Below are 25,346 nucleotides of genomic sequence, written 5' to 3'. Positions count from 1 at the left end.
CGCCTGCTACTGCTCTTCCTTCGCGGCCTTCGTGATCGACTCGGCGACCTGTTCGGGGGACTTGGACCCGGCGATGAGCGCGGCCACGCTGTCGTTGACCTCCTGGCCGACGGCGGGGGCGTACGCCTGGTCGAGATAGAGCTGGAAGCCGGTGGCGGCGTTCAACTGCTCCTGTACGGCCTTGATGTTGGGGTCGGTGATGGCGCTCTCGGCGCCGGGGACGACCGGGAGGGTGCCTGTCTTCTTGACCAGTTCCAGGTCGGTGGCCTCGGAGGCGAAGAACTTCAGGAAGTCGACGGCGGCCTGCGGGGCGCCCCTGCGCAGTGCGTGTCCACCGCCGCCGCCGAACACCTCGGTGATGGTGCCCTTGCCGCCCTCGACCGCGGGGAACGGGAAGAAGCCCAGGTCCTTGCCGAGGCCCTTGCCGGAGTCGGCCTGCACGTTCGGTGCCCACTGGCCCATGAGCTCCATGGCCGCCTTGCCGTTGCCGACGGTGGCCGCCTGGCCCGTCGGGGTGGAGTAGGCGGCGTTGAGGTAGCCCTTCTGGAACGGCTGGAGATCGACGAGGGTCTTGAGGTGGGCGCCCGCCTCGATGAACTCGGCGCCGGTGAAGTCCTTGTCGTCATAGGCCTTCTGGAGGGCGCTCGCACCGGCGGTGCGCATCGCGAGGTAGGCCCAGTAGTACATTCCGGGCCACTTCTCCTTGCCCGCGAGGGCGATGGGCGTGATGTTCTTCGACTTCAGCTTGCTGACGGCTTCGAGGAACGCGCCCCAGGTGGTGGGGGGTTCGCTGATGCCGGCCTGCTTGAAGAGCGCCTTGTTGTACCAGAAGCCGATCATGCCGATGTCGAACGGTATGCCGTACACCTTGTCGTCGAGGAGGTAGGCCTCCTTCGACACCTTCAGCAGACCGTCGGCCCATGGCTTCGTCCGGTCGGTGAGGTCCTCGACGAGTCCCGCGTCGACCTGCTGCTTGAGGACGCCGCCGCCCCAGGTGTGGAAGATGTCGGGGAGCTTCCCGGAGGCGATCAGTGCCGTCATCTTCGACTTGTAGGCGTCGTTCTCCAACTGCACGATCTTCAGCTTGACCTTGGGGTTCTGGGCCTCGAACTTCTTGGCGAGGGCCGCCCAGACACCCTTGGCCGGCTCGGTGGTGGAGATGTTCCACCACTCGACGGTGGTCGTCCCGTCGGACGACCCCTCTTCATCCGAGTCACCGCAGCCACTCAGTGCGGTCATGCCCAGACCGGCCGCGGCGGACGCCGCCAGGAAGCCGCGGCGGGACAGTGCCGGGTCGCCCATGGTGTGCTCCTTGGGTACGGGACGGGGTGTCTACGCCCGCCCACTGGACCGAAAGTTTCGGAGTTGATCCAGAAAGGTTCGTTGTTGCCGCACCCTAGAGACAGCTGACAAACGGTGGCAACCCCTTGTACGCGGTGAATCTGCGGCCGACTTCCCTGCGGTCCGGGCCGGTTGGCACCGATCGGCCCGGACCGAGAGTTTCCGAACCTTTCCGGAACTAGGGCTGCGGCTCAGGCACGTACTCGAACCAGTCGAAAGCCGCGCTGCCCTCGGTGACGTACATCCCGATCACCCGCCCGGTGAAGCCACCGGCGACCTGCGTGGACAGATAGCGGCCGTCGAGCTCGGCCAGCCGTACGCCGTCGAGCCCGAGCGCCACCACGTCGGGGCCGCCCGCGCGAACTCCCGCCCCCTCCTGCCCGGTCGGGGAGACCGGCGAGTCCGTGCGGACCTCCACGGTGAGCGTGACCGGCCCCGGCTCCACCGTCCGCCGCGCGAGGCACTGCCGCACCGGGCCGATCCGGGCGAACACGGCCGCCTCGCCCTGGGCGACCTCGATGTCGTAGTGATGCGCCTCGTCGAGGCGGACGGAGAGGCCGGCACGCCCCGCCCCGGGGTCCAGCCGGGCCGCGAACCGGCAGTCGTGGTGCTGCTGGCGGCGCCCGACGAAGGTGTGTCCGGGCCGGTCGAGACTGGCCCCCGTGGCCCGCAGGGTCAGCCATCCCGGCCGCTCCTCCAGCGACCAGGACTCCTCCGGCCTGCGGCGCGGGGAGATCCAGTGCGGGGCCAGATCGGAGGCGTCGAAGTCGTCCCGCGCGGGCGGGAGTTCGACGGGGTGCCAGGCGGCCGGCGCCGGGTGTTGCTCCCGCACCGGCCCCGCCGTCGGCCAGCCGTCGACCCACTCCACCGGGGCCAGGAACGTCTCGCGGCCGAGCACATGGAAGGACGGGAAGTACCCGCGCGGACGGGTGCCGAGGAGCACCATCCACCAGGTGCCGTCGGCCGCCTCCACCAGGTCGGCGTGGCCGGTGCACTGGATGGGCAGGCCGGTGCTGCGGTGGGTCAGGATCGGGTTGGCCGGGGCCGCTTCATAAGGCCCGCGCGGCGACCGCGCCCGGGCGACCGAGACGCTGTGCCCATAGGCCGTACCGCCCTCGGCGACCAGGAGGTACCACCACTCACCGACGCGGTAGAGGTGCGGCGCCTCGGGGTCCTGCATGCCCGACCCGGACCACACCGGAAGCGGGCCCTCCAGCACCTTGCCGGTGTCCGGGTCGATACGGGCGACCGCGCAGCCGGCGACGGCGACCCAGCAGGAACCGTCCTCGTCCCAGGCCAGGTCGGGGTCGATCCCGGCCAGGTCGAGCCATACGGGGTCGGACCACGGCCCCTCGGGACGTTCGCCGGTGACGATGAAGTTGCCGCGGGCCCCGACATTGGTGGTGATCAGATAGAAGCGGCCGTCGTGATGGCGCAGGGTGGGCGCATAGATCCCGGCCGAGGCGGGCAGGTCGTCGGGCAGCTCCAACTGCCCAGGCCGGTCAAGGACGTTGCCGATCTGCCGCCAGTGCACCAGGTCACGGCTGTGGAAGAGCGGCACGCCCGGAAAGTACTCGAAGCTGGAACAGACGAGGTAGTAGTCCTCGCCCACCCGGCACACACTCGGGTCCGGATGGAACCCGCCGATCACAGGGTTGTCGTACGTCCGCATGTGCGTCAGTCCCTTCGAGCGTCGCACGATGGCGAAACTTTCGGATGATCTGGCGAACGTTACGGAGTGGCACTGTAGGTGGCCAAGGGGTCGGCGACAAGACACCGGGGCCACAGGCTCTCGGAGCTCGACACCATGGGACACCGCAACGAGGCTCGACGCGAGCAGGCCTCAGCAGGGGAGGTGTACGACCGCCACTGGACGGCTGACCTGGGCAGCTCGGTCCGCTGCTCGTCGGTGCTCCTCGCCCTGCTGCTCCTCGCCGTGCTGCACCCACCCCGGGTGCGGGCCGACCGGCTGGTGTCCGTGCGCTGCCGGGACGGGGTCGCCCAACGGCTGGTGCTGCGCGTCGGCCGCGAGACGGCCGAGCGTGTGCTCCGCACCTCGGGACTGGAGTGACGCCTGCCCCCTGGACGTATCCCAGGCGTACGACATGACGCTGGGTGTCCGCCCCCACCGACCCGCGCTCTCGCCCCCCAATTCGCTGCAAACCGCACCAAACCCGCCCCCACACTCCCCTCTCGCCGTCCCGTAGACATCCCCAAAGCCAGTCTTAACGGAAGCTTGACGCCTCCAGCCCCCTCATCCGTGGGCCCTGACATCACTCTCCGCTTACGCTGATGCCGCCGTCCGTGTGATGGCCGGAACCGCACGCTGAGCCGCACACAGGAGCCCCGATGGCCACCACCGAACACGCGCCGCCCAGTCGGCTGCGCGCCTGGATGCTGGAAGGCCTGTCCGACATGGGCAAGGGCAACCACGGCCGACCGGCCCAGCCGACCGAGCCCAAGGCGGAGCCCGAGGGCCAGCCGTGGTGGCGGGTCATGTGCCTCACCGGCGTCGACTACTTCTCGACCCTCGGCTACCAGCCCGGCATCGCGGCCCTCGCCGCCGGTCTGCTCTCCCCGATCGCGACCATCGTCCTGGTGATCGTGACACTGGCGGGCGCGCTGCCCGTGTACCGCCGCGTGGCCGAGGAGAGCCCCCACGGCCAGGGCTCGATCGCGATGCTGGAGCGCCTGCTCACCTTCTGGAAGGGCAAGCTCTTCGTCCTGACCCTGCTCGGCTTCGCCGCCACCGACTTCCTGATCACCATCACCCTGTCGGCCGCCGACGCCTCGACCCACCTGGTCGAGAACCCGCACCTGAACAGCGCCCTGCACGACAAGCAGCTCCTGATCACCCTCATCCTGGTCGCCCTGCTCGGCGCGGTGTTCCTCAAGGGCTTCCTGGAGGCGATCGGCGTCGCGGTCGTCCTGGTGGGCATCTACCTCGCGCTGAACGTCGTCGTGGTGATCGTCGGCTTCTGGCACGTCATCACCGCCGGCCACGTGATCACCGACTGGTCGACCGCCCTGACCAACGAGCACGGCAACGTCTTCGTGATGATCGGCGTGGCCCTGATCGTCTTCCCAAAGCTCGCTCTCGGCCTCTCCGGCTTCGAGACCGGTGTCGCGGTCATGCCCCATGTGAAGGGCGACCCGGGCGAGACGGATGCCAACCCGGTCGGCCGGATCCGCGACACGAAGAAGCTGCTCACCACCGCCGCCGTGATCATGAGCTGCTTCCTGATCGCCACCAGCTTCATCACCACCCTCCTGATCCCGGAGAAGGAGTTCGAGTCCGGCGGCCAGGCCAACGGCCGCGCCCTCGCCTTCCTCGCGCACGAATACCTGGGTGGCGCCTTCGGCACGGTCTACGACGTCTCGACGATCGCCATCCTGTGGTTCGCCGGCGCCTCCGCGATGGCCGGCCTGCTGAACCTGATGCCGCGCTACCTGCCCCGCTACGGCATGGCCCCGCACTGGGCCAGGGCCGTCCGCCCGATGGTCATCGTCTTCACGCTGGTCGCCTTCCTGGTCACATGGATCTTCGACGCCGACGTGGACGCGCAGGGCGGGGCGTACGCCACCGGCGTCCTGGTCCTGATCAGCTCGGCAGCGATCGCGGTCACCATCGCGGCACGGAAGGCCGGCCAACGGAACTGGACGATCGCGTTCGCCGTGATCTCCGCAGTCTTCCTCTACACGACGGTCGTCAATGTCATCGAGCGCCCGGACGGCGTGAAGATCGGCGCCTGCTTCATCGCCGGCATCATCCTGGTCTCCCTGCTCTCCCGGCTGGCCCGCGCCTTCGAGCTCCGCGTGACGAGCGTGACGCTCGACCCCATGGCGGAACGTTTCATCCGAGACATCGCCAGCCGCAAGATCCGCTTCATCGCCAACGAGCCCGACCAGCGCGACAAGGCCGAGTACCGCGACAAGATCGAGCAGATCCGCGAGGACAACGACATCCCCGGCCAGGAGGACTTCGTCTTCGTCGAGGTCACGGTCCTGGACCCCTCCGAATTCGAGGCGGGCCTGACGGTACGCGGCGAGGTCCTCCACAACCGCTACCGCGTCCTGACCCTGGAGTCCTCCTCCATCCCCAACGCCCTGGCCGCGCTGCTGCTCCACGTCCGCGACACCACCGGCTGCACCCCCCACATCTACTTCGAGTGGACCGAGGGCAACCCCTTCGCCAACTTCCTCCGCTTCTTCCTCTTCGGCCAGGGCGAGGTGGCCCCGGTCACCCGAGAGGTCCTCCGCGAGGCAGAACCGGACAGGACCCGCCGCCCGAGGGTCCACACGGGCTGACGCCTGACGCCTGACGGCTGACGGCTGACGGCTGACGGCTGACGGCTGACGGCTGACGGCTGACGGCTGACGGCTGACGGCCAGCACTACCCGACGGCCGCCGACGGCGCTCAACCCCCACAGGGGCCACCCGCACCCGACAACGAAAGCAGCACGGGCGGTGCGGGTGGGAAAACAGATCCGGCCGAAGGCCGGAACCCCACAACGCACCCGCACATGGCACCCGCAACCGCACCGCCATCAAATTCGCGTCAATCTTCAACAGAACGACGACAGAGCACCGTCAGCGACCACCCACCCACCCCCGTCTCGCCCTACCGTCGACTCATGCGACCGAGCGGACGGAGCAACCCCCCACCCCCGGCCGACGACCGCCACTGGCGCGGCACCGTCCGCCTGGCAGCCGGCCTCTCCCTCACCTTCGCCGCCCTGACCCTGTTCGTCGACTGGGACATGGGCACCCTGACCCTCACCCGCGCCCTGCTCTGGCTCACCCTGTCCGCCACGGTCTTCGCGGTCCTCTTCCCCCAACGCATCACGGCAGGACCGGGCTGGCTGGAAGTACAGGGCCTCACGGGCCACCACCGGGTCCACACGGACGCCCTGGTGTCAGTACAGCTCTACGGCCAGATCTCCTCGCACCTGATCCTCCGCGACACCCACGGCAACCGCCTGGAACTCGACCCCCGCGTCCTGACCACCAACCCCTTCCTCTGGCACGAACTGGACACGGGCGTACGCCACTCACTCGCACACGGCACCCTGCGCCAGAGCACGGACGCCCTACGCCACCTCGGCCAGGAGCTCGACGACGAGACCGCCCTGTCGGTCCTCAGGGCGTCCGGGATCTCCTGAGGAACCCCCGCCGCCCCCGAGCCACGACCTTGCCGTACCTCAGCCGCCCACCGACCTCCACCCGCAGCACGACAGGCGTGCCGGAGTCACCGGCTGGACGCGTCTTCACCTGGGCGTACTCGACGACGAGCGAGTCGGTCTCCACCACGACGCCGGGCCGCGTCACCAGCCGCAGCGTCCCGCCCCGCATGTCGAGGTCGACGTAGAGCGTGTCGTACGTGATCACCGCGTCGGTGAAGTCCAGCGTCACGTCACCCCAGGACGACTCGACCTCCAGCCGACGGGGCACCACCCACCCGTCGCCGCGCACGGCCGACCCGCCCTGCTGCTCGATCCGGACGACGTCCTTGACCTCACCGGCCGCGTCCACCGGGAGGTCCGCGGTCAGCACGGCCAGCTCCCCCAGGGTGCGGGCGGACAGGGCGGCCTCCAGACGCTCGTCGAGCTCCTCGGCGGTCAGCCGGCCGTCCCCCGCCGCGATACGCAGTACGTCCACGACCCGGTCCCGGTCCGCATGCGAGGCCCTCAGCCCGACCGGTGCGCTCACACCGCCCCGTACAACCTCACCCGACATGCCCTCACTCCGATCCCAGCGACCGACTAAAGCTATATCGCGTTATACCCAACGCTCAACCCCGCACCCTCCGTTCCCCGTTGATGCCCCTATCGTGATCCGCATGCAGTCGTACACGATCGGCCAGGCGGCCCGACTCCTGGGCGTGAGCCCCGACACCGCCCGCCGCTGGGCGGACGCGGGCCGGGTGGCCACCCACCGCGACGAGGCCGGGCGCCGGCTCATCGACGGCCAGGACCTGGCCGCGTTCTCCGTCGAGCTGGCCAGAGGCGACACCGGCGACGAGGAACCGTCGTACACCTCGGTCCGCAACGCCTTCCCCGGCATCGTCACCGCCATCAAGCTCGGCGATGTCGCCGCCCAGGTCGAGATCCAGGCCGGCCCGCACCGCCTGGTCTCCCTGCTGACCCGCGAGGCCGTCGAGGAACTGGGCCTGGAGGTCGGCATGGAGGCCACGGCCCGCGTGAAGTCGACGAACGTACACATCGACCGCACCTGAGACCCACCAGGCCCCACCACCCGCCCCCCCGGGCGCACGCCCGTCAGACCCGGCCCCTTCAGCCTCACCCCCCCGGCGCTGCGCCCAGCGCAGCAGGTCCGGCACGGTCAGCCGGACCGGACGGGCGAGATCCCCGCTCACGGCCAGTTCGGCAACCAGCTGCTGCACGAGACACCACCGCCGGCAGGACCGTACCCGCGCGGCAGTCCCGTAGAAACGCACATGCGCACCCCACCCCGCAATGAGGCCGGATCATGCAATGCAACAGGAGACTTACGCCTTGCATGTGCGGCAGTATCATCGCCGCACGGTCTTCGACAGGCCGCTGCCGGGCCCCAGCGGCCCATGCCCGAAGAACGTGAAGGAGCAGACCGTGATGACCCGTTCCGCGCGCCGGACCCGCCGGACCCTGCAGCTGGCCGGTGCCGGAGCCGCCGCGCTGCTGGCGCTGACCGCCTGCTCCTCCTCCGACCCGGACTCCGACTCCGCCGGCTCCGACACCTCGGCCTCCGGGTCGGCGAAGCTGTCCGGCACGGTGAACGTCTTCGCCGCGGCCTCGCTGAAGGAGAGCTTCACGACCCTGGGCGAGGAGTTCGAGAAGGCCCACCCCGGCACCAAGGTCACCTTCAACTTCGGCGGCAGCGACACCCTGGCGGCCAGCATCACGGGCGGCGCCGGCGCCGACGTGTTCGCCGCGGCCAGCCCCAAGACGATGAAGATCGTCACAGACGCCGGAGACGCCACGGGTACGCCCGCCACCTTCGTCCGCAACCAGCTGGAGATCGCCACCCTGCCGGGCAACCCGGACAAGATCGCCTCCTTGAAGGACCTCACCAAGTCGGGCCTGAAGGTCGTGCTGTGCGACGCGGAGGTCCCCTGCGGTGCCGCCGCTCAGAAGGCCCTGGACGCCAGCAGCCTCAAGCTCACCCCGGTCTCCTACGAGCAGGACGTCAAGAGCGCCCTGACGAAGGTCGAGCTCAAGGAGGCCGATGCCGCGGTGGTCTACAAGACCGATGTGAAGGCCGCGGGTGACAAGGTGGAGGGCGTGGACTTCCCCGAGTCGGCCGACGCCATCAACGACTACCCGATCGCCCTGCTCAAGGACGCCCCGAACGCCGCCGCGGCGAAGGCGTTCATCGAGCTGGTCCAGTCAGCCGAGGGTCAGAAGGTCCTGACCGCGGCAGGGTTCCTCAAGCCGTGACGTCCCTCGACACGACCGGCACCGCGGACACCCTCAAGGGCGGTCCGCGGCGCCGCCGCGCCCGGTCGACGGTCAGGGGCGTACCGCTCCCCCTCCTCCTCCCGGCTCTGCTGGGCCTGGCGTTCCTGATCCTCCCCCTGGTCGCCCTGCTGGTCCGGGCTCCCTGGAGCACCCTCCCGGAGCAGCTGACCAGCGCCGAGGTGTGGCAGGCGCTACGCCTGTCCCTGGTGTGCGCCACGGCCGCGACCGCCCTCAGTCTCCTGATCGGCGTCCCCCTGGCCTGGCTCCTGGCCCGCACCGACTTCCCCGGCCGCGGCCTGGTCCGCGCCCTGGTGACCCTCCCCCTGGTCCTCCCCCCGGTGGTGGGCGGTGTGGCCCTCCTGATGGCCCTGGGCCGCAACGGCATCGTGGGCCAGTGGCTGGACTCCTGGTTCGGCGTCACGCTCCCCTTCACCACGGCAGGCGTCATCGTCGCGGAGACCTTCGTGGCGATGCCGTTCCTGGTCATCAGCGTGGAGGGCACCCTGCGCGCGGCGGACCCCCGCTACGAGGAGGCGGCCACCACCCTGGGCGCCTCCCGCTTCACGGCCTTCCGGCGCGTGACCCTCCCCCTGATCGCCCCCGGCATCGCAGCCGGCGCGGTCCTCGCCTGGGCCCGGGCCCTGGGCGAGTTCGGCGCCACGATCACCTTCGCCGGCAACTTCCCCGGCCGCACCCAGACCATGCCCCTCGCGGTCTACCTGGCCCTCCAGAGCGACCCGGCAGCGGCGATCGCCCTGAGCCTGGTGCTCCTGGCGGTATCGATCGCGGTACTGGCGGGCTTGCGGGACCGCTGGATGACGGCGTCATGACGAGCCCGGCCGGCCAGAAGCCGACGAACATCCCTTGGACGAAGATCTGATGCCGAACACCCACCCCGCGGCCGCCGACGGCGCTCAACCCCCACAGGGGCCACCCGCACCCGACAACGAAGGCAGCACGGGCGGTGCGGGTGGGAAAACAAATCCGGCCGAAGGCCGGATGCCCACCCCCCACCCGCACTCACCCGACGGCCTCCACGCCCACCTGATCGTCACCCACCCCACCTTCCACCTCGACATCACCCTCACCGCACCCCCCGGCGAGGTAGTAGCCCTCCTCGGCCCCAACGGCGCAGGCAAGACCACCGCCCTCCGCGCCCTCGCCGGCCTCACCCCCCTCACCGCCGGTCACCTCCACCTCGACGGCACCGACCTGAACCGCACACCCCCCGAATCCCGCCCCGTAGGCGTCGTATTCCAGGACTACCTCCTCTTCCCCCACCTCACCGCCCTGGACAACGTCGCGTTCGGCCCCCGCTGCCAGGGCGCCACAAAGGCAGACGCCCGCCGCCAGGCAACCGAGTGGCTGACCCGCATGGGCCTCACCGACCACGCCACGGCCAAACCCCGCAGACTCTCCGGCGGACAGGCCCAACGCGTCGCCCTGGCCCGCGCCCTGGCCACCCACCCCCGCCTGCTCCTCCTCGACGAGCCTCTCGCCGCCCTGGACGCCCGCACCCGCCTGGAGGTCCGCTCCCAACTCCGCCGCCACCTTGCCGACTTCGAGGCAGTCGCCGTCCTGGTCACCCACGACCCCCTGGACGCGATGGTCCTGGCCGACCGCCTGGTCGTGATCGAGCACGGACGGATCGTCCAGGAGGGCACCCCGTCCGACATCGCCCGCCATCCCCGTACGGACTACATCGCCCAGCTCGTCGGCCTGAACCTCTACAAGGGCCGGTCGGAAGGCCACACGGTCCGCCTGGAGGCCGGCCCCGACATCACCACCACCGAGGACCTCACGGGAGAGACCTTCGTCGCGTTCCCCCCGTCCGCCGTGACCCTCTACCGCGACCGCCCCACCGGCTCCAGCGCCCGCAACCTCTGGCGCTGCGAGGTCGCCGGCCTGGAGACCCACGGCGACCAGATCCGCGCCGACCTCACCGGCGAACTCCCCCTCGCCGCGGACCTCACCACGGTCGCCGCGGCCGAACTGGACCTGCACCCGGGCGCGGAGGTCTGGGCCACGGTGAAGGCGACGCAAACGCACGCATACCCGGCGTAAGACGCCAACGCCCATAGGTTGATGCCATGACGTTGAGCATCCGCAACCAACTCCCCGGCACCGTCACCGAGGTCACCCCCGGCGAGGTGATGGCCACGGTCAAGGTCCATCTCTCCGGCGGCCAGAACCTCACCGCCGCGATCACCAAGGAGGCGGCCGAGGACCTGGCCCTCGCGGCGGGCTCCGCCGTACGCGCCCTGGTGAAGTCGACGGAGATCTCCCTGGCCACGGGCCGCGTCGACGGCCTCTCGATCCGCAACCGGCTCCCCGGCACGGTCACCGCCGTCACCACCGGCCCCGCCATGGCAGCCGTCAAGCTGACGGTCGACGGCACCGAACTGACCGCCGCCATCACCAAGGACGCCGCCGAGGACCTGGCCCTCACCGCCGGCACCCCGGTCGTAGCCCTGATCAAGTCGACCGAGGTCTCCCTCGCGACCGAGTGAGCCGCCCGGGACATGAAAAGGGCCCCGCCGAAAGCGGGGCCCTTCTTCCACTACCGGCTCAGTCCTCGTACGCGTCCAGCGGCGGGCACGAGCACACCAGGTTCCGGTCGCCGAAGGCCTGGTCGATCCGGCGCACCGGCGGCCAGTACTTGTCCGCGACCGACACCCCGGCCGGGAACACGGCCTCCTCGCGCGTGTACGCGTGCTCCCACTCCCCGCCGAGCGCGCGGGCCGTGTGCGGCGCGTTCCGCAGCGGGTTGTCGTCCGCGGGCCACTCGCCGGAGCCGACCTTCTCGATCTCCGCGCGGATCGCGATCATCGCGTCGCAGAACCGGTCGAGCTCGATCAGATCCTCGGACTCGGTCGGCTCGATCATCAGCGTCCCCGCCACCGGGAACGACATCGTCGGCGCGTGGAACCCGTAGTCGATGAGCCGCTTGGCGACGTCGTCGACGCTCACTCCGGTCGCCTTGGTCAGCGGCCGCAGATCGATGATGCACTCGTGCGCGACCAGCCCGCCGGGGCCGGTGTAGAGCACGGGGTAGTGCGGTTCGAGCCGCTTGGCGATGTAGTTGGCACCGAGCACCGCCACCTGCGTGGCGCGCTTGAGCCCCTCACCGCCCATGAGCCGGACGTACGTCCACGAGATCGGCAGGATCCCCGCGGACCCCCACGGCGCGGCCGAGATCGGCCCGACACCCGTCTCCGGCCCGGCCTCGGGCTGCAGCGGGTGGTTGGGCAGATACGGCGCCAGGTGCGCACGCACACCGACCGGCCCGACGCCCGGTCCGCCACCGCCGTGCGGGATGCAGAAGGTCTTGTGCAGGTTCAGGTGCGAGACGTCGCCGCCGAAGTGGCCCGGCTTGGCGAGCCCCACCAGGGCGTTGAGGTTGGCGCCGTCGACGTACACCTGCCCGCCGGCCTCGTGCACCTGTGCGCAGATGTCGGCGACATGCTCCTCGAACACACCGTGCGTCGAGGGGTACGTGATCATCAGCACCGACAGCTCGTCGCGGTACTGCTCGATCTTCGCCCGCAGATCCTCGACGTCGATCTCGCCGTCCTCGGCGGTCTTCACGACGACGACCTTCATCCCGGCCATGACCGCGCTGGCGGCGTTGGTCCCGTGCGCGGAGGACGGGATCAGACACACGGTCCGCTGCTCGTCCCCATTGGCCCGGTGGTACCCGCGTACGGCGAGCAGTCCGGCCAGCTCACCCTGCGACCCGGCGTTGGGCTGAAGGCTGACCTTGTCGTACCCGGTGACCTCGGCGAGACGTTCCTCCAGCTCACGGATGAGCGTGAGGTAGCCCTGGGCCTGCTCGGCGGGCGCGAAGGGGTGCAACTGCCCGAACTCGGGCCAGGTGACCGGCTCCATCTCGGTGGTCGCGTTGAGCTTCATGGTGCAGGAGCCCAGCGGGATCATGCCGCGGTCGAGCGCGTAGTCCCGGTCGGCGAGCCGGCGCAGGTAACGCAGCATCGCCGTCTCGGAGCGGTGCTGGTGGAAGACCGGGTGCGTGAGGAACTCGTCGCCGCGCAGCAGCGCGGCCGGCACGGCGTCCTCGGTGACGGCGTCGAGCGCCTCGATGTCGCCCTCGACCCCGAACGCCTGCCATACGGCGCTCAGCTGGGCCCGCGTGGTCGTCTCGTCGCAGGCGGCGGAGACCCGGTCGGCGTCCACGAGGCACAGGTTGACGCCGTTCTCGCGCGCGGCGGCGACGACCTCGGCGGCCCTGCCCGGCACCCGGACGGTCACCGTGTCGAAGTAGGCGCCGTGCACGACCTCGACACCACCGGCGGTGAGCCCCGCGGCGAGGATGCTCGCGTAGCGGTGGGTCCGCCGCGCGATGTCCTTCAGCCCCTCGGGCCCGTGGTAGACGGCGTACATCCCGGCCATCACGGCGAGCAGCACCTGCGCGGTACAGATGTTGCTGGTCGCCTTCTCACGGCGGATGTGCTGCTCTCGGGTCTGCAGGGCCAGCCGGTACGCCTTGTGCCCGGCGGCGTCCACGGACACGCCCACGAGCCGCCCGGGCAGGCTGCGCGCGAACTTCTCGTGCACCGCCATGTAGCCGGCGTGCGGCCCACCGAAGCCCATCGGCACACCGAAGCGCTGTGTGGTCCCGACCGCGATGTCGGCCCCGAGCTCACCGGGCGACTTCAGCAGCGTCAGCGCGAGCAGATCCGCGGCGACGGTGACCAGTGCTCCGAGCTCGTGCGCCTGCTCGATCAGGGGCTTTATGTCCCGTACGACACCGGAGGCGCCGGGGTACTGGACGAGCACGCCGTTGATCTCCCGCCCGGCGACATCGGCCGGAATGCCGTCGCTGAGGTCGGCGACCACGACCTCCACGCCGGTCGGCTCGGCACGGGTCTCGATCACGGCGATGGTCTGCGGAAGCGCGTCCGCGTCGACCAGGAACAGCCCCTTCTTGTTCTTGCCCATGCGCCGGGACAGCGACATCGCCTCGGCGGCCGCCGTGCCCTCGTCGAGCAGCGAGGCGCCGGAGGTGGGCAGCCCGGTCAGTTCGGCGACCATGGTCTGGAAGTTGAGCAGGGCCTCCAGCCGTCCCTGGGAGATCTCGGGCTGGTACGGCGTGTAGGCGGTGTACCAGGCCGGGTTCTCCATGACATTGCGCAGGATGACGGGCGGCGTGAAGGTCCCGTAGTACCCGAGTCCGATCATGGAGCCGAGAACCTGGTTCCGGTCGGCGAGCGAGCGAAGCTCGGCGAGCACCTCGGCCTCGGTGCGTGCGCCGGGCAGGTCGAGGTCATCGGCGTTCTTGATCACATCCGGCACCGCGGCGGCGGTGAGCTCGTCCAGCGAGCCGTAGCCGACCTGCGCGAGCATCTTGGCCCGCGCCTCGTGGTCGGGCCCGATGTGGCGCTGTTCGAAGGGGATCCCCTGCTCGAGTTCGGTGAGCGGAGTGCGGTGGGCGGTCATTACGGAGGCCTCCTGGTCTGACACGACCTGCGAGGGGCACCACGGCACGGGTACCCGGACGGCCTCCCCCTCTGTCATCTCAACCTGAGAGCTTCACCGGGACGCCCGAGGACTCCCGGCTTTCACCGTCGGTGAGAGCGGAAGCCGTACTCCCGCTCTGCTTTCCAGAGTGGCCTCGTCCGTGCGGTACGTGTGCCTGAGAGATTCCGGGGAGGATTTGCTCCTTCGGCGCCTCCGAACGGTGTCCGGAGGACTCTCCCGCACAGGGTCGGCAGCCGCTTGTCAGCCTAGCAGCGAGGTCAACGCGGATCCCTCGAGATCCCCTCGAGTGGCCACCTCCCCCAATGTGCTCTTTCGTAGTTCCTACGGATGCGTTGCGAGTCGCGACCTAGTGGAGGGCCCGTGCATACCGACATCGATCCTCGGAACCTGATCGGCCGCAAGGCCTTCGACCGCAACGGCACCAAGATCGGCACGATCGACGAGGTCTATCTCGACGACGCGACCGGTGTGCCCGAATGGGCGGCCATACGCACCGGCCTCTTCAGCAGGGACGCCTTCGTCCCCCTGGAACCCAGCGAACTCCTCGACGGCACCCTCCGAGTCCCCTTCGACCGCGCCCTGATCAAGGACGCCCCGGACTTCGGCGTGGGCCGCCACCTGTCCCCCGACCAGGAACTCCAGCTCTACCACCACTACGGCCTGGACGTGGCCCCACCACCCCCCTTCCCGGACCACGACTTCGGCAAGCTGGCGGGCACGGAGGACGCGGAAGCCTGACGCGGCAGGCGCACAGACCCGCAGCCGCCGACGGCGCTCGGCCACCAGGGGCCACCCGCACCCGACAACGAAACCGTCACGGGTGGTGCGGGTGGGAACCCAGATCCGGCCGAAGGCCGGATGCCCCACACACAACCGGCACCAACGGCAAAGGCTCAGCCACCGCCAACGCAGCATCGTCCACCGAAAACGTCCGCACCCGCCCCGGCTCGGAATCCGGTGTCTCGAACCGCACCGTCACCCTCCCCAGCCCACTCCCCTGCACCCACCCGTGCCCGAACTCGTCATGCCGCACATCGTGCCCCGACACCCACCGCCGCTCGACAGGAACGACCGGCGTCTCCTCAGCCACCTCGCTCCCCGGCTCCTCCTCCGCAAGCTCCCCCCGCTCCCCCGCGGCCTGCGCGAACAGATCCTCCTGCGTGTAATCGGCAAGCCCACTCACTCCGACCCCCAGCAACCGCACACCCCCGGTCGTATCCACGGAATCCAACAGCCGAGCCGCAGCCTCCCGCACGACAGCGGGGTCATCGGTGGGCCCCCGCAACGTCTCGGACCGCGTCAGCGTGGAGAAGTCGTACCGCCGCACCTTCAGCACGATGGTCCGCCCCGACAGCCCGGCCCCCCGCAGCCTCCGCACACACCGGTCCGCCAGCCGCTGCACCTCCAGCCCCACCCGCACCCGGTCGTGGATGTCCACGTCATACGTGTCCTCGACCGACACGGACTTGGTCTCCCGCTCGGCGACCACGGGCCGCTCGTCGTAGGCCATCGCCATCGCGTACAGCCCGTGCCCATGGGCCTTCCCCAGCAGCCGTACGAGCTCGTCCTCCCCCGCCTCCGCGATCTCCTCGACCGTGTGGATCCCGGCCCGCCGCAGATGGTCCCCCGTCGCCGGCCCCACCCCCGGCAGGATCCGCACCGACTTGGGCCCCAGCAGTGCCCGCTCGGTCCCCGGCTCGATCAGGACCAGCCCGTCCGGCTTGGCCTGCTCGGAGGCGATCTTCGCGAGCATCTTGGACGCGGCGAGCCCCACCGACCCCGTGAGCCCCGTGACGGCCCGTATGTCGGCCCGCAGCTTGGCCCCGGCCAGCCGCGCCGACTCCTCGTCCCAGGCCGCGCCCCCGGCCTCCAGATCCACGAACGCCTCGTCGAGGCTGAGCGGCTCCACCAGCGGCGACAGCGCCCGCAGCAGCCCCATCACCTGATCACTGATCGACCGGTAGAACGCAAAGCGCGGCACGAGATACGCGGCGTTCGGCGCGAGCCGCCGCGCCTGAGCCATCGGCATCGCGGAATGCACGCCGAACACCCGGGCCTCGTACGAGCAGGTGGCCACCACGCCACGCGGCCCGAGCCCGCCCACCACGACGGCCTTCCCCCGCAGGCTCGGCTTGGACGCCTGCTCCGCCGAGGCGAAGAAGGCATCCATGTCGAGATGCAGGATCGTGGGCGTGGTTCTCACATCTCCGATGCTGCCCTACGCCACTGACAATGCCCCGTCGCGAGCGCGGAGCGGCTCTCAGACCGCCCGGTTGCGCCGCCGCGCCAGCTCGTCGGCCGGGTTGTGCCCGACGAGGGTCTCGCCGGTGTCGATCCGCTCCCCGTGCAGCTGGGACAGGGCGCTCTCGACGTCCCGCCACACGACACCCACGGCGATCCCGAAGACGCCCTGACCGCCCTGGAGCAGCGCGTGGACCTCGTCGGGCGAGCTGCACTCGTAGACCGTGGCGCCGTCGCTCATGAGCGTCATGCGCTCCAGGTCCCGGAATCCGCGCTCCCGCAGGTGCTGCACGGCGGTGCGGATGTTCTGGAGCGACACCCCGGTGTCGAGGAACCGCTTGACGATCTTCAGGACGACGACGTCCCGGAAGCTGTACAGGCGCTGCGTCCCCGACCCGTGGGCGGGCCGCACGCTCGGCTCCACGAGCCCGGTGCGCGCCCAGTAGTCCAGTTGCCGGTAGGTGATGCCGGCAGCGGCACAGGCCGTCGGACCGCGGTAGCCGATCTCCTCGGACGCCATGGACGTCGCCCCTCCGCCGCTGCTCGGCACAGCCGCCGGTCGCTGCGGAACGTGATCGGCCGCGCTGCTGTGAAGCGGGTACGGGCCGCTCGCCCCCAGACTGCGTCCGGGAGCACCCCCAGCCGTACCGTCGCCGCTGCTTCTCACGCCGACCTCCGTCCTTGACCTGCCTTCTCGACGGTAGGCAGTCACCCGGGGTGCGTCAACGATCGCCACACTCGGCACGCCGAGTGATAATCACCCTAGGAGTGGTTTCCCGTACCCCACCGCGGGGAAAGGCTAGCCGAATGCGCTCGGGACGGGCCGCAGGACGCTCTCACACGCCGCTGGCAAATGCCGGCATTTCCGTGGTCACCGGACACGGGCGCCCCGTCAGACGGTGAGTCCGGCCGTGCCTCACTGGCTGCTGGTGCCGAAGTCCTCGGGCGAGATCTGGTCGAGGAACTCGCGGAACTTCTCCACCTCGTCCTCCTGCTCGTCCGGGATCGCGATACCCGCGTCGTCGAGCACACCGTCGCTGCCGTAGATGGGCGTCCCGGTACGCAGCGCCAGCGCTATGGCATCGGAGGGCCGGGCACTCACCTCGACCCCACTGGCGAAGACCAGCTCCGCGTAGAAGACGCCCTCCCGCAGATCGGTGATGCGCACTTCGGTGAGCTCCTGGCCGACGGCTTCCAGCACGTCCTTGAACAGGTCGTGGGTCAGCGGTCGCGCGGGGGCCATGCCCTGCTGGGCGAAGGCGATCGCCGTCGCCTCCCCCGGCCCGATCCAGATGGGGAGGTAGCGGTCGCCTCCCACTTCACGCAGGAGCACGATCGGTTGGTTGGAGGGCATTTCGACCCGGACACCTACGACATCGAGCTCGTTCACACAGCAACCCTAGGCCGTGCCCGGGACGTTTGGGTAGTCGGGCCGGAAACGGGGGGACGGATCCGGCGTCCGAGGCCCTCAGGGCAGCCGCACACCGAGGGCGGTCTGCACCAGCGCCGCGTGCAGCTTCACCGTGAGCCCGGCCAGCTCCTTCGTACGGGCTTCCGCGTGCGCCCTCGTCTGCGGATTGCGGTGCCGCCTCAACGGCGCCACCACCTGGTCCACCAGACCGGCCTCCCGGTCGGCGGCGGCCTTCATCACCCGCAGATGCCGCGGCTCGATCCCGAACCGCCCCAGCTCGACGACGAGCGCCGCCACGGTGACCGTCTCGGCGTCGTACGCCCCGTCCGGCAGTGGGGCGATCAGCCCGTACGACTCCCACTCCTCGAGCTCCCGCTCACCGATCTCGGCCGCGACGAGCAGCTCGGCCCGCCCGATCCGGGCGGCTGTGGGCGCCTCGAAGGAGTCGGGCAGCGTCTCTCCGTCCCGTTGACGCCCCACAAGGGGCAGCGCGACGGCCTCGCCCCGCTCCATCGCGTCCAGGTGCTCACGGATCACCTTGAGCGGCAGATAGTGGTCCCGCTGCATCCGCAGCACGTGTCCGAGGCGCTCGACGTCCTCCGGGCTGAACTTGCGATACCCCGACGGGGTCCGCTGCGGCTCGATGAGCCCCTCCGACTCCAGGAAACGGATCTTGGAGATGGTGACTTCGGGGAACTCGTCACGCAGCGCGTTCAGCACCGTGCCGATGCTCATCAGCCCACTGTCCGCGGCGGCGGCACCGTCCCGGGCACCGCCGCTCGGTGTTTGAAGCATGGACCTTCCCTGGGGGTGTCCCCCCGGACGGAGCCCGGGGGCGGGTCAGTAGCCCCGCTGGCTCGCGTAGAAGACCAGCCGGTACTTGCCGATCTGCACCTCGTCGCCGTTGTGCAGCGGCACCGAGTCGATCCGCTCACGGTTCACGTACGTGCCGTTGAGGCTGCCCACGTCGGCGACGGTGAACGAGCCGTCCGGTTGGCGACGGAACTCCACATGCCGGCGCGACACCGTCACGTCGTCCAGGAAGATGTCGCTCTGCGGATGACGCCCGGCCGTGGTCAGCTCGCCGTCCAGCAGGAAGCGGCTGCCCGAGTTCGGACCGCGGCGCACCACCAGGAGCGCGGAACCCAGCGGCAGCGCGTCGACGGCCGCCTGCGCCTCCGGGGAGAGCATCGGCATCTGCGTCTGGCCGGTGACCTCGGAGTCGTAGGCCTCGAGACCGGAGATGGAGATCGTGGAGGTTGTCTCCGACGGGCGCTCGGGGGTACCGCGCAGGGGCGCACCACAGTTGGAGCAGAAGCGGCTGTTCTCCGCGTTGCGGTTACCGCACCTCGTACACACCAGGGCCGACATGGAAAACTCTCCACCCGTACTCGAGGTTGACGGTTGCCCGAAACCTATGCCGCCGGACTGGGCAGGGTCAACAGACTGCGCGCCCTGACCTCCGGGAACGTCGCCGCCCACCTGGTCCCGGAACAGCGGGCGCTGACCCTCCGCGTCTGGCTGTGCGCGATGACGAGCGGTCGCGTTCGCGTTGTCGCTACCCTCTCGCGCGCTCTTGCCGAACAACTTCGCAAACAACTTCACGGGCGATTCCCCTTGACCGAAACAGACCCGCCCGTGGGGCAGGACGAACCCTGATTGCATACACCGGCCGACCCGGACATCCTCACAACGTCCGTATCCACCTGACAGTTTCCACCACGCACCACCCAATCGGTGCGCCGACCCCCCGCAACCTCATGCCCTGGCCGGACGTCCCCCATGCACCCGCGGTTCACTGGGAGGACGACCGAGCGTAGTCAGGCTGCTTCGCCGCTCGCAAGGCGTCCACGACGATCTTGGCGGACCGCTCGACGGTGACGGTGGCCTGCTCCTTCTCGAGAGTCTGCACCACCCCTCCAGGAATGTTGAGCGCCGGTTCGAGATCCTGCGGCTTGCCGATGACCTTGAAACGATAGGGAGCGTTGATCTTGTTCCCGTCGACACTGACGCTCTTGCCCGAGTCGGTCAGATAGGTGCCCGCGACCACGCGTACCCCGTTCACCTGGATCGCCTCGGCACCGGCCGCACGCAGTTCCTGGATCGCGTCGAGCAGCATGTCCGCCTCGACCGTCCCCTTCGTGTCGTCGATCGTCATCGTGATACCGGGCCCCTGCGCGGCCACCGTGCCCGCCAGGATCCCGAGCTGCCTCTCCTTCTCCAGCGTCTGCTTGCGGGCCTCCTCGGCCTGGTCCGAACTGTTCTCCAGCTCGTCACGCTGCTTCTCGAGGCCCGCCTTCTCGTCTTCAAGACGCTGAGTACGGTCATCCAGTTCATCGAGAATGCGCACAAGATCTTCCTGACGCGCGCCGCGCAGGGCGCTGTCACCGTCGCTGTTCGAGGCCACCTGCACGGCCAGCCCGAAGCCGAGGCCGAACAGCAGCACGGCGACGATGAGTTGGGCCCGGGTCACCCGCGGCGGCCACAGCCCCTGCGCCAGCCGCTGGCGGCCGGTCAGCTTGGGTTCCTGCTCCCCGGCCGGTTCGGCGGCCTCGGCGGCCGTCGCGGGCACCTCCTCGGGCAGCTCCTTGCGCAGCCTGTTCTCCGACGTCTCGTCCTGGTTGCTCATCGGCCTCACGCCCGGAACACGTGTCGGCGGATCGCCGCGGCGTTGGAGAAGATGCGGATACCGAGGACGACCACGACACCCGTGGACAGCTGGGCCCCCACGCCCAACTTGTCGCCCAGGAAGACGATCAGCGCGGCGACGACCACGTTGGACAGGAACGACACCACGAAGACCTTGTCGTCGAAGATGCCGTCGAGCATGGCCCGCAGCCCGCCGAAGACGGCATCCAGCGCCGCCACGACGGCGATCGGCAGATAAGGCTCGACGACCGCCGGAACCTCAGGCCGGACCAAGAGGCCGGCCACGACTCCCACGACGAGGCCCAGTACGGCGATCACGATGTGCCCTTCTCACTTTTCTCGATGCTCGGCTGTGCTGTACGTACGATCACACTCGGTGCGGCGGGCAGCCGGAGGTCGTCCTCCGTGGAGATGCTCGTCCGGATGCCGTAGTTCTCCTGCAGGGCGTGCAGATACAGCCCGTCGGCGCTGTTCTGGAACCTGGTGCTCAGCCGCTGCCCGTCCCCCACCGCGAGCACCGTGTACGGCGGTACCAGCGGCCTGTTGTCGACCAGTATCGCGTCACCCGCGGCCCTGATCGCCGAGAGCGCCGTCAGCCGCTGCCCGTTGATGGAGATGGCCTCGGCGCCCGACTCCCACAGCCCGTTGACGACACGCTGCATGTCCCGGTCCCGCACCCGCCCGGTGTCGGAGAACCCGGAGGTCTCGCGCGGGTCCCCGTCACCGCCGGTGGTGGCTTCCTTGGCGTCGTTCACCACCAGCTTCACACCAGGGCCGTGCACCGCGGTGGCCCCCGACAGGATGCCCACCAGGTCGGCCTGGCCGCTGCCGCCACTGTTCCTGAGCGCCTCGCGCTGGCGCGCGCTCACCTCGTCGCGCAGCTCGTCGACGCTGTCCTCGAGCTTGTCCGCCGCGTCCGTCTCACGGTCGATGCGGTCGATGAGCTCCTCGCGCTCCTTGGCCACGACAGGCGCCGCCACCCGCGCCTGCGCCGCCCCGACGGTCACGACCAGCGCGGCCAGCACCAACCCGGCGGCCAGCCCGAGCTTCGCCCGGAGCGTCTTCGGCATCCCACTGTCGCCGGCGGCCTTCTTCCGGGCGGCCGCCTCGGCGTACCCGTCGTCGAGGCTGTGGTCCATGACGTTGGTGAGCAGCGACATGGACGCGTCCGGGCGCGCGGGGCGCGTAGGGGTACTCCGAACGGGGGGCTGCTGCGGCATGCCGCACATCGTCGCACGTCGCGACCACTACCTCCGAATGGCCCCACCGACGTGCCGGACAGGCCCCCTTGGGGACACCTGTCCGGCACGCACGCGTGCTGCGACTTTCAGCGCCCGGCGCTGTCCACGACCGCCGACCACTCGTCGAGCAGCGCCTGTGCGGACGCGTCGTCCGGCCCCTCCGCCCACAGATGGGTGACGGCTTCGGCGGGGTCGGGCAGCACCATCACCCAGCGCCCGTCGGTCTCCACGACCCTCACACCATCAGTCGTGTCGACGAAGCGATCCCCGGCCGCCTCCACGACCCGCCGCATCACCAGACCCTTGACCGCCCACGGAGTCGCCAGGTCCCGCTTGAGCACATGCGCCCGCGGAATCCGCGCATCGATCTGGCTGAGGGTCAACTGCGTCCGCGCCACCAGCCCGATGAGCCGTACGAACGCCGCCGTACCGTCAAACACACTGCTGAACTCCGGCACGATGAAGGCACCCTTGCCATCACCACCGAAGATGGTGGAATCATCGCGCCCGACCCGCGTCAGGTCGTCCGGCGACGTGGTCGTCCACTCCACCTGCGTCCCGTGATAGGCCGCAACCTGCTCGGCGATCCGCGTCGTGGTCACCGGCAGCGCCACGCGCCCGCTACGCCGCTCCGCCGCCACCAGATCCAGCATGACGAGCAAGGCCCGGTCGTCCTCGACGATCCGCCCCTTCTCGTCGACCAACGACAGCCGCTCACCGACGGGGTCGAATCGCACCCCGAACGCGGCCCGCGACGACGCCACGATCTCACCGAGCCGCACCAGCCCCGAGCGCCGCACATCCGCGGTCTCCGTCGGCCGCGACTCGTCCAGACCCGGATTGACGGTCAGCGAGTCCACACCGAGCTTCCCCAGCAGACTGGGCAACACCAGCCCGGCACTGCCGTTCGACGCATCGACGACGACCTTCAGCCCGGACTCGGCGATCCCCGTCGTATCGACATTCCGCAACAGCGATCCGGTGTACGAGTCGAAGACACTGGCCGGGAAATGCAGATCCCCGATCTCACCGGGGAACGCACGTCGGTACTCCTGCCGCGCGAAAACCCGGTCCAGCTTCCGCTGACTGCCCTGCGACAGGTCGGCACCGCGCCCGTCGAAGAACATGATGTCGACGGAGTCCGGCACCCCAGGCGTGGTCCGGATCATGATCCCGCCCGCACTGCCCCGCGCGGTCTGCTGCCGGGCAACGGGCAGCGGTACGTTCTCCAGATCCCGTACGTCGATGGCGCTGGCCTGCAGCGCGGAGATGACCGCCCGCTTCAGCGCACGCGCACCACGGGAGTGGTCGCGGGCCGTGGTGACGGTGGAGCCCTTCTTCAACGTCGTCGCATAGGCGCCGGCGAGGCGCACGGCGAGTTCGGGCGTGATCTCCACATTCAGGATGCCGGACACCCCACGGGCGCCGAAGAGATGCGCCTGGCCCCTGGACTCCCAGATGACCGAGGTGTTGACGAAGGCGCCCGCCTCGATGGTCTTGAACGGGTACACCTTCACATTGCCCTGCACGATCGATTCTTCACCGATGAGGCACTCGTCGCCGATGACGGCACCGTCCTCGATCCGCGCCGCACGCATGACGTCGGTGTTCTTGCCGACGACACAGCCCCGCAGATTGCTCTGCTGCCCGACGTACACGTTGTCGTGCACCACGGCCTTGTGCAGGAAGGCCCCGCTCTTCACGACCACGTTGGAGCCCACGACCGTGTGCTCCCGGATTTCGGCGCCGGCCTCGACCTTGGCGTAGTCCCCGATGTAGAGGGGGCCACGGAGTACGGCATCGGGATGCACCTCGGCGCCCTCGGCCACCCACACCCCGGGCGAGATCTCGAAGCCGTCGATGTCGACGTCGACCTTGCCTTCCAGGACATCGGCCTGCGCCTTCACATAGCTCTCGTGGGTGCCGACATCCTCCCAGTACCCCTCGGCCACGAAGCCGTAGATCGGCTTGCCTTCCTTCATCAACTGCGGGAAGACATCGCCGGACCAGTCGACGGGCACATCTGCCTCGACATAGTCGAAGACTTCGGGCTCCATCACATAGATACCGGTGTTCACCGTGTCGGAGAAGACCTGGCCCCAGGTCGGCTTCTCAAGGAAGCGCTCGACCTTTCCTTCCTCATCGACGATGGTGATGCCGAATTCCAGAGGATTGGGTACACGCGTCAGGCAGACGGTGACCAGCGCGCCCTTCTCCTTGTGGAAATTGATCAGCTCGGTGAGGTCGAAGTCGGTCAGGGCATCGCCGGAGATAACAAGGAAAGCATCGTCCTTCAGCGCCTCTTCGGCGTTCTTGACGCTTCCGGCGGTACCGAGTGGCTTCTCCTCATTGGCATAGGAGAGCTCCATTCCGAGCTCTTCGCCGTCACCGAAGTAGTTCTTGACCAGAGAGGCCAGGAACTGGACAGTTACGACGGTCTCGTTGAGCCCATGCCTTTTGAGCAGCCGTAGCACGTGCTCCATGATCGGGCGGTTCACCACCGGCAGGAGCGGCTTGGGCATGCTTGAGGTCATAGGGCGAAGGCGCGTGCCTTCGCCTCCGGCCATCACGACGGCCTTCATGTCGGAAGCGTCCTCCTCTAAGAGATGACGGTCTAGCCGACTTCACCCGCCTGATTGTCCCGCACTTTCTCACCGCGGGCCATCGAGCCACTGTGGGCCGCGCCTACCGGCGAGTTCAATCGGCCATGGTGTCCGCACGGACCAGGCGGCGGACTTGTACCACGTAGAGGACTCCTGCCCACCAGTACAGCGTTGTACCCCATCCGGCGAACGCCCATCCGAAAATAGCAGCGAGTGACGGGAGCCAACCACTTCCGTCACTGAGCAGCAGCAACGGGAAGGCGTACATCAGGTTGAACGTGGCGGCCTTGCCAAGGAAGTTCACCTGCGGAGGCGGATAGCCATGACGTCTGAGGATGCCCACCATCACCAGCAGGACCAACTCGCGCGCCAAAAGTACAGCCGTCAACCAGATGGGCAGAATCTCGCGCCACGTGAGCCCGACCAAAGTCGAGAGAATGTAGAGCCGGTCTGCCGCCGGATCCAAGAGCCGGCCGAGGCTGCTGATCTGGTTCCAACGCCGCGCGAGCTTGCCGTCCAGGTAGTCGCTGACCCCGCTGAAGGCCAACACCAGAAGAGCCCAGCCGTCACTCTTGGGGCCTCCGAACTCAGGCCTCAGAATCAGCCACAGGAAGACGGGCACACCAACGAGTCGCGCCATGCTGAGGATGTTGGGGATGGTGAGGACTCGATCCGTCTGGACGCGAGTCTCCTGGACCTCCACCCGGGGGCCTCCTGTGGGAAACGTGCCAATGATGCTCCCTGACCCTACCTCAACGCAAAATAGCTCTGGCTCTTGGGCGGTTGCCCAAGAGCCAGAGCTATAAAAGGAGTTCGGCGGCGTCCTACTCTCCCACAGGGTCCCCCCTGCAGTACCATCGGCGCTGTAAGGCTTAGCTTCCGGGTTCGGAATGTAACCGGGCGTTT

22 protein-coding genes, 1 rRNA gene, 1 pseudogene and 1 riboswitch are annotated in these 25,346 nt (G+C 69.3%); of the genes and pseudogenes, 9 read left to right on the top strand and 15 right to left on the bottom strand.

The window, feature by feature from the left end; translation table 11 throughout:
• Positions 1 to 6: 6 nt before the first annotated feature.
• Complete coding sequence (locus ACFY0U_RS42665; protein ID WP_388645502.1) at positions 7 to 1,302, bottom strand: extracellular solute-binding protein; 1,296 nt, start codon at positions 1,300 to 1,302, stop codon at positions 7 to 9.
• A 217-nt stretch (positions 1,303 to 1,519) separates the two neighbouring features.
• Positions 1,520 to 3,013, bottom strand: coding sequence for a glycoside hydrolase family 43 protein (locus ACFY0U_RS42660; protein ID WP_388645500.1), 1,494 nt, complete (start codon positions 3,011 to 3,013; stop codon positions 1,520 to 1,522).
• Positions 3,014 to 3,148: 135 nt separating this feature from the next.
• Here ACFY0U_RS42660 and ACFY0U_RS42655 point away from each other — a divergent pair, with 135 nt between their 5' ends.
• From ACFY0U_RS42655 to ACFY0U_RS42645, 3 genes are all read left to right on the top strand, one after another.
• Complete coding sequence (locus ACFY0U_RS42655) at positions 3,149 to 3,412, top strand: hypothetical protein (RefSeq protein ID WP_388645499.1); 264 nt, start codon at positions 3,149 to 3,151, stop codon at positions 3,410 to 3,412.
• Between the two features lie 278 nt (positions 3,413 to 3,690).
• On the top strand, positions 3,691 to 5,649 hold the full coding sequence (locus ACFY0U_RS42650; protein ID WP_388645497.1) for an APC family permease: 1,959 nt from the start codon (positions 3,691 to 3,693) through the stop codon (positions 5,647 to 5,649).
• Positions 5,650 to 5,976: 327 nt separating this feature from the next.
• On the top strand, positions 5,977 to 6,504 hold the full coding sequence (locus ACFY0U_RS42645) for a hypothetical protein (RefSeq protein ID WP_388645495.1): 528 nt from the start codon (positions 5,977 to 5,979) through the stop codon (positions 6,502 to 6,504).
• Here the strand turns inward: ACFY0U_RS42645 and ACFY0U_RS42640 are convergent.
• On the bottom strand, positions 6,482 to 7,078 hold the full coding sequence (locus ACFY0U_RS42640) for a DUF1707 domain-containing protein (protein ID WP_388645493.1): 597 nt from the start codon (positions 7,076 to 7,078) through the stop codon (positions 6,482 to 6,484). The genes ACFY0U_RS42645 and ACFY0U_RS42640 overlap by 23 nt on opposite strands.
• Positions 7,079 to 7,181: 103 nt before the next feature.
• On the opposite strand from ACFY0U_RS42640, the gene ACFY0U_RS42635 reads away from it, so the two are divergent.
• The 5 genes from ACFY0U_RS42635 to ACFY0U_RS42615 all read left to right on the top strand — a co-directional run bounded on the left by ACFY0U_RS42635 (position 7,182) and on the right by ACFY0U_RS42615 (position 11,309).
• Positions 7,182 to 7,577: a molybdopterin-binding protein gene (locus tag ACFY0U_RS42635; RefSeq protein ID WP_388645492.1), complete on the top strand. Its 396-nt coding sequence runs from the start codon at positions 7,182 to 7,184 to the stop codon at positions 7,575 to 7,577.
• 376 nt (positions 7,578 to 7,953) lie between these two features.
• Positions 7,954 to 8,778, top strand: a complete 825-nt coding sequence (gene modA / locus ACFY0U_RS42630; protein ID WP_388645490.1) for a molybdate ABC transporter substrate-binding protein — start codon at positions 7,954 to 7,956, stop codon at positions 8,776 to 8,778.
• A complete protein-coding gene (locus ACFY0U_RS42625; protein WP_388645488.1) occupies positions 8,775 to 9,629 on the top strand; it encodes an ABC transporter permease in 855 nt (284 codons plus the stop codon). Before modA ends, ACFY0U_RS42625 begins: the two co-directional genes overlap by 4 nt.
• Before the next feature lie 169 nt (positions 9,630 to 9,798).
• Positions 9,799 to 10,863 (top strand): ABC transporter ATP-binding protein, encoded by a 1,065-nt coding sequence (locus ACFY0U_RS42620; RefSeq protein WP_388645486.1) that lies wholly within the window; start codon positions 9,799 to 9,801, stop codon positions 10,861 to 10,863.
• 26 nt (positions 10,864 to 10,889) lie between these two features.
• On the top strand, positions 10,890 to 11,309 hold the full coding sequence (locus tag ACFY0U_RS42615; RefSeq protein ID WP_388645485.1) for a molybdopterin-binding protein: 420 nt from the start codon (positions 10,890 to 10,892) through the stop codon (positions 11,307 to 11,309).
• 58 nt (positions 11,310 to 11,367) lie between these two features.
• Here the strand turns inward: ACFY0U_RS42615 and gcvP are convergent, their stop codons facing one another.
• On the bottom strand, positions 11,368 to 14,253 hold the full coding sequence (gcvP, locus tag ACFY0U_RS42610; RefSeq protein ID WP_388645484.1) for an aminomethyl-transferring glycine dehydrogenase: 2,886 nt from the start codon (positions 14,251 to 14,253) through the stop codon (positions 11,368 to 11,370).
• A 174-nt stretch (positions 14,254 to 14,427) separates the two neighbouring features.
• A riboswitch (glycine riboswitch) is annotated at positions 14,428 to 14,524 on the bottom strand.
• Positions 14,525 to 14,655: 131 nt separating this feature from the next.
• Between gcvP and ACFY0U_RS42605 the strand changes: the two genes are divergently transcribed.
• Positions 14,656 to 15,033: a PRC-barrel domain-containing protein gene (locus ACFY0U_RS42605; RefSeq protein WP_388645483.1), complete on the top strand. Its 378-nt coding sequence runs from the start codon at positions 14,656 to 14,658 to the stop codon at positions 15,031 to 15,033.
• Here ACFY0U_RS42605 and ACFY0U_RS42600 read toward each other — a convergent pair.
• The 11 genes and pseudogenes from ACFY0U_RS42600 to rrf all read right to left on the bottom strand — a co-directional run.
• A pseudogene (locus tag ACFY0U_RS42600) lies at positions 14,949 to 16,498 on the bottom strand (DNA polymerase IV). The gene ACFY0U_RS42605 and the pseudogene ACFY0U_RS42600 overlap by 85 nt on opposite strands.
• A gap of 57 nt (positions 16,499 to 16,555) precedes the next feature.
• Positions 16,556 to 17,203 (bottom strand): MerR family transcriptional regulator, encoded by a 648-nt coding sequence (locus tag ACFY0U_RS42595; RefSeq protein ID WP_388645481.1) that lies wholly within the window; start codon positions 17,201 to 17,203, stop codon positions 16,556 to 16,558.
• Positions 17,204 to 17,452: 249 nt separating this feature from the next.
• A complete protein-coding gene (locus tag ACFY0U_RS42590) occupies positions 17,453 to 17,926 on the bottom strand; it encodes a bifunctional nuclease family protein (protein ID WP_004002801.1) in 474 nt (157 codons plus the stop codon).
• A gap of 78 nt (positions 17,927 to 18,004) precedes the next feature.
• A complete protein-coding gene (locus ACFY0U_RS42585; RefSeq protein ID WP_388645479.1) occupies positions 18,005 to 18,742 on the bottom strand; it encodes a MerR family transcriptional regulator in 738 nt (245 codons plus the stop codon).
• 45 nt (positions 18,743 to 18,787) lie between these two features.
• Positions 18,788 to 19,681, bottom strand: coding sequence for an FHA domain-containing protein (locus ACFY0U_RS42580; protein ID WP_388645477.1), 894 nt, complete (start codon positions 19,679 to 19,681; stop codon positions 18,788 to 18,790).
• Positions 19,682 to 19,742: 61 nt separating this feature from the next.
• Positions 19,743 to 20,576 carry a DUF881 domain-containing protein gene (locus ACFY0U_RS42575; RefSeq protein WP_388645475.1) on the bottom strand — a complete coding sequence of 278 codons (834 nt, stop codon included), beginning with the start codon at positions 20,574 to 20,576 and terminating at the stop codon, positions 19,743 to 19,745.
• A 5-nt stretch (positions 20,577 to 20,581) separates the two neighbouring features.
• Positions 20,582 to 20,914 (bottom strand): small basic family protein, encoded by a 333-nt coding sequence (locus ACFY0U_RS42570; protein WP_003988855.1) that lies wholly within the window; start codon positions 20,912 to 20,914, stop codon positions 20,582 to 20,584.
• Positions 20,911 to 21,756, bottom strand: coding sequence for a DUF881 domain-containing protein (locus tag ACFY0U_RS42565; protein ID WP_388645474.1), 846 nt, complete (start codon positions 21,754 to 21,756; stop codon positions 20,911 to 20,913). The genes ACFY0U_RS42570 and ACFY0U_RS42565 overlap by 4 nt, the downstream gene beginning before the upstream one ends.
• 167 nt (positions 21,757 to 21,923) lie before the next feature.
• A complete protein-coding gene (locus ACFY0U_RS42560; protein ID WP_388645472.1) occupies positions 21,924 to 24,419 on the bottom strand; it encodes a sugar phosphate nucleotidyltransferase in 2,496 nt (831 codons plus the stop codon).
• 115 nt (positions 24,420 to 24,534) lie between these two features.
• On the bottom strand, positions 24,535 to 25,143 hold the full coding sequence (locus tag ACFY0U_RS42555) for a CDP-alcohol phosphatidyltransferase family protein (RefSeq protein WP_388645471.1): 609 nt from the start codon (positions 25,141 to 25,143) through the stop codon (positions 24,535 to 24,537).
• 108 nt (positions 25,144 to 25,251) lie between these two features.
• A 5S ribosomal RNA gene (gene rrf / locus ACFY0U_RS42550) occupies positions 25,252 to 25,346 on the bottom strand; the annotation flags it as partial.

It is taken from the genome of Streptomyces sp. NPDC001536 (assembly GCF_042894505.1).
In the GTDB taxonomy this organism is placed as follows: Bacteria; Actinomycetota; Actinomycetes; order Streptomycetales; family Streptomycetaceae; genus Streptomyces.
This window is presented reverse-complemented; position numbering and strand designations above follow the sequence as displayed.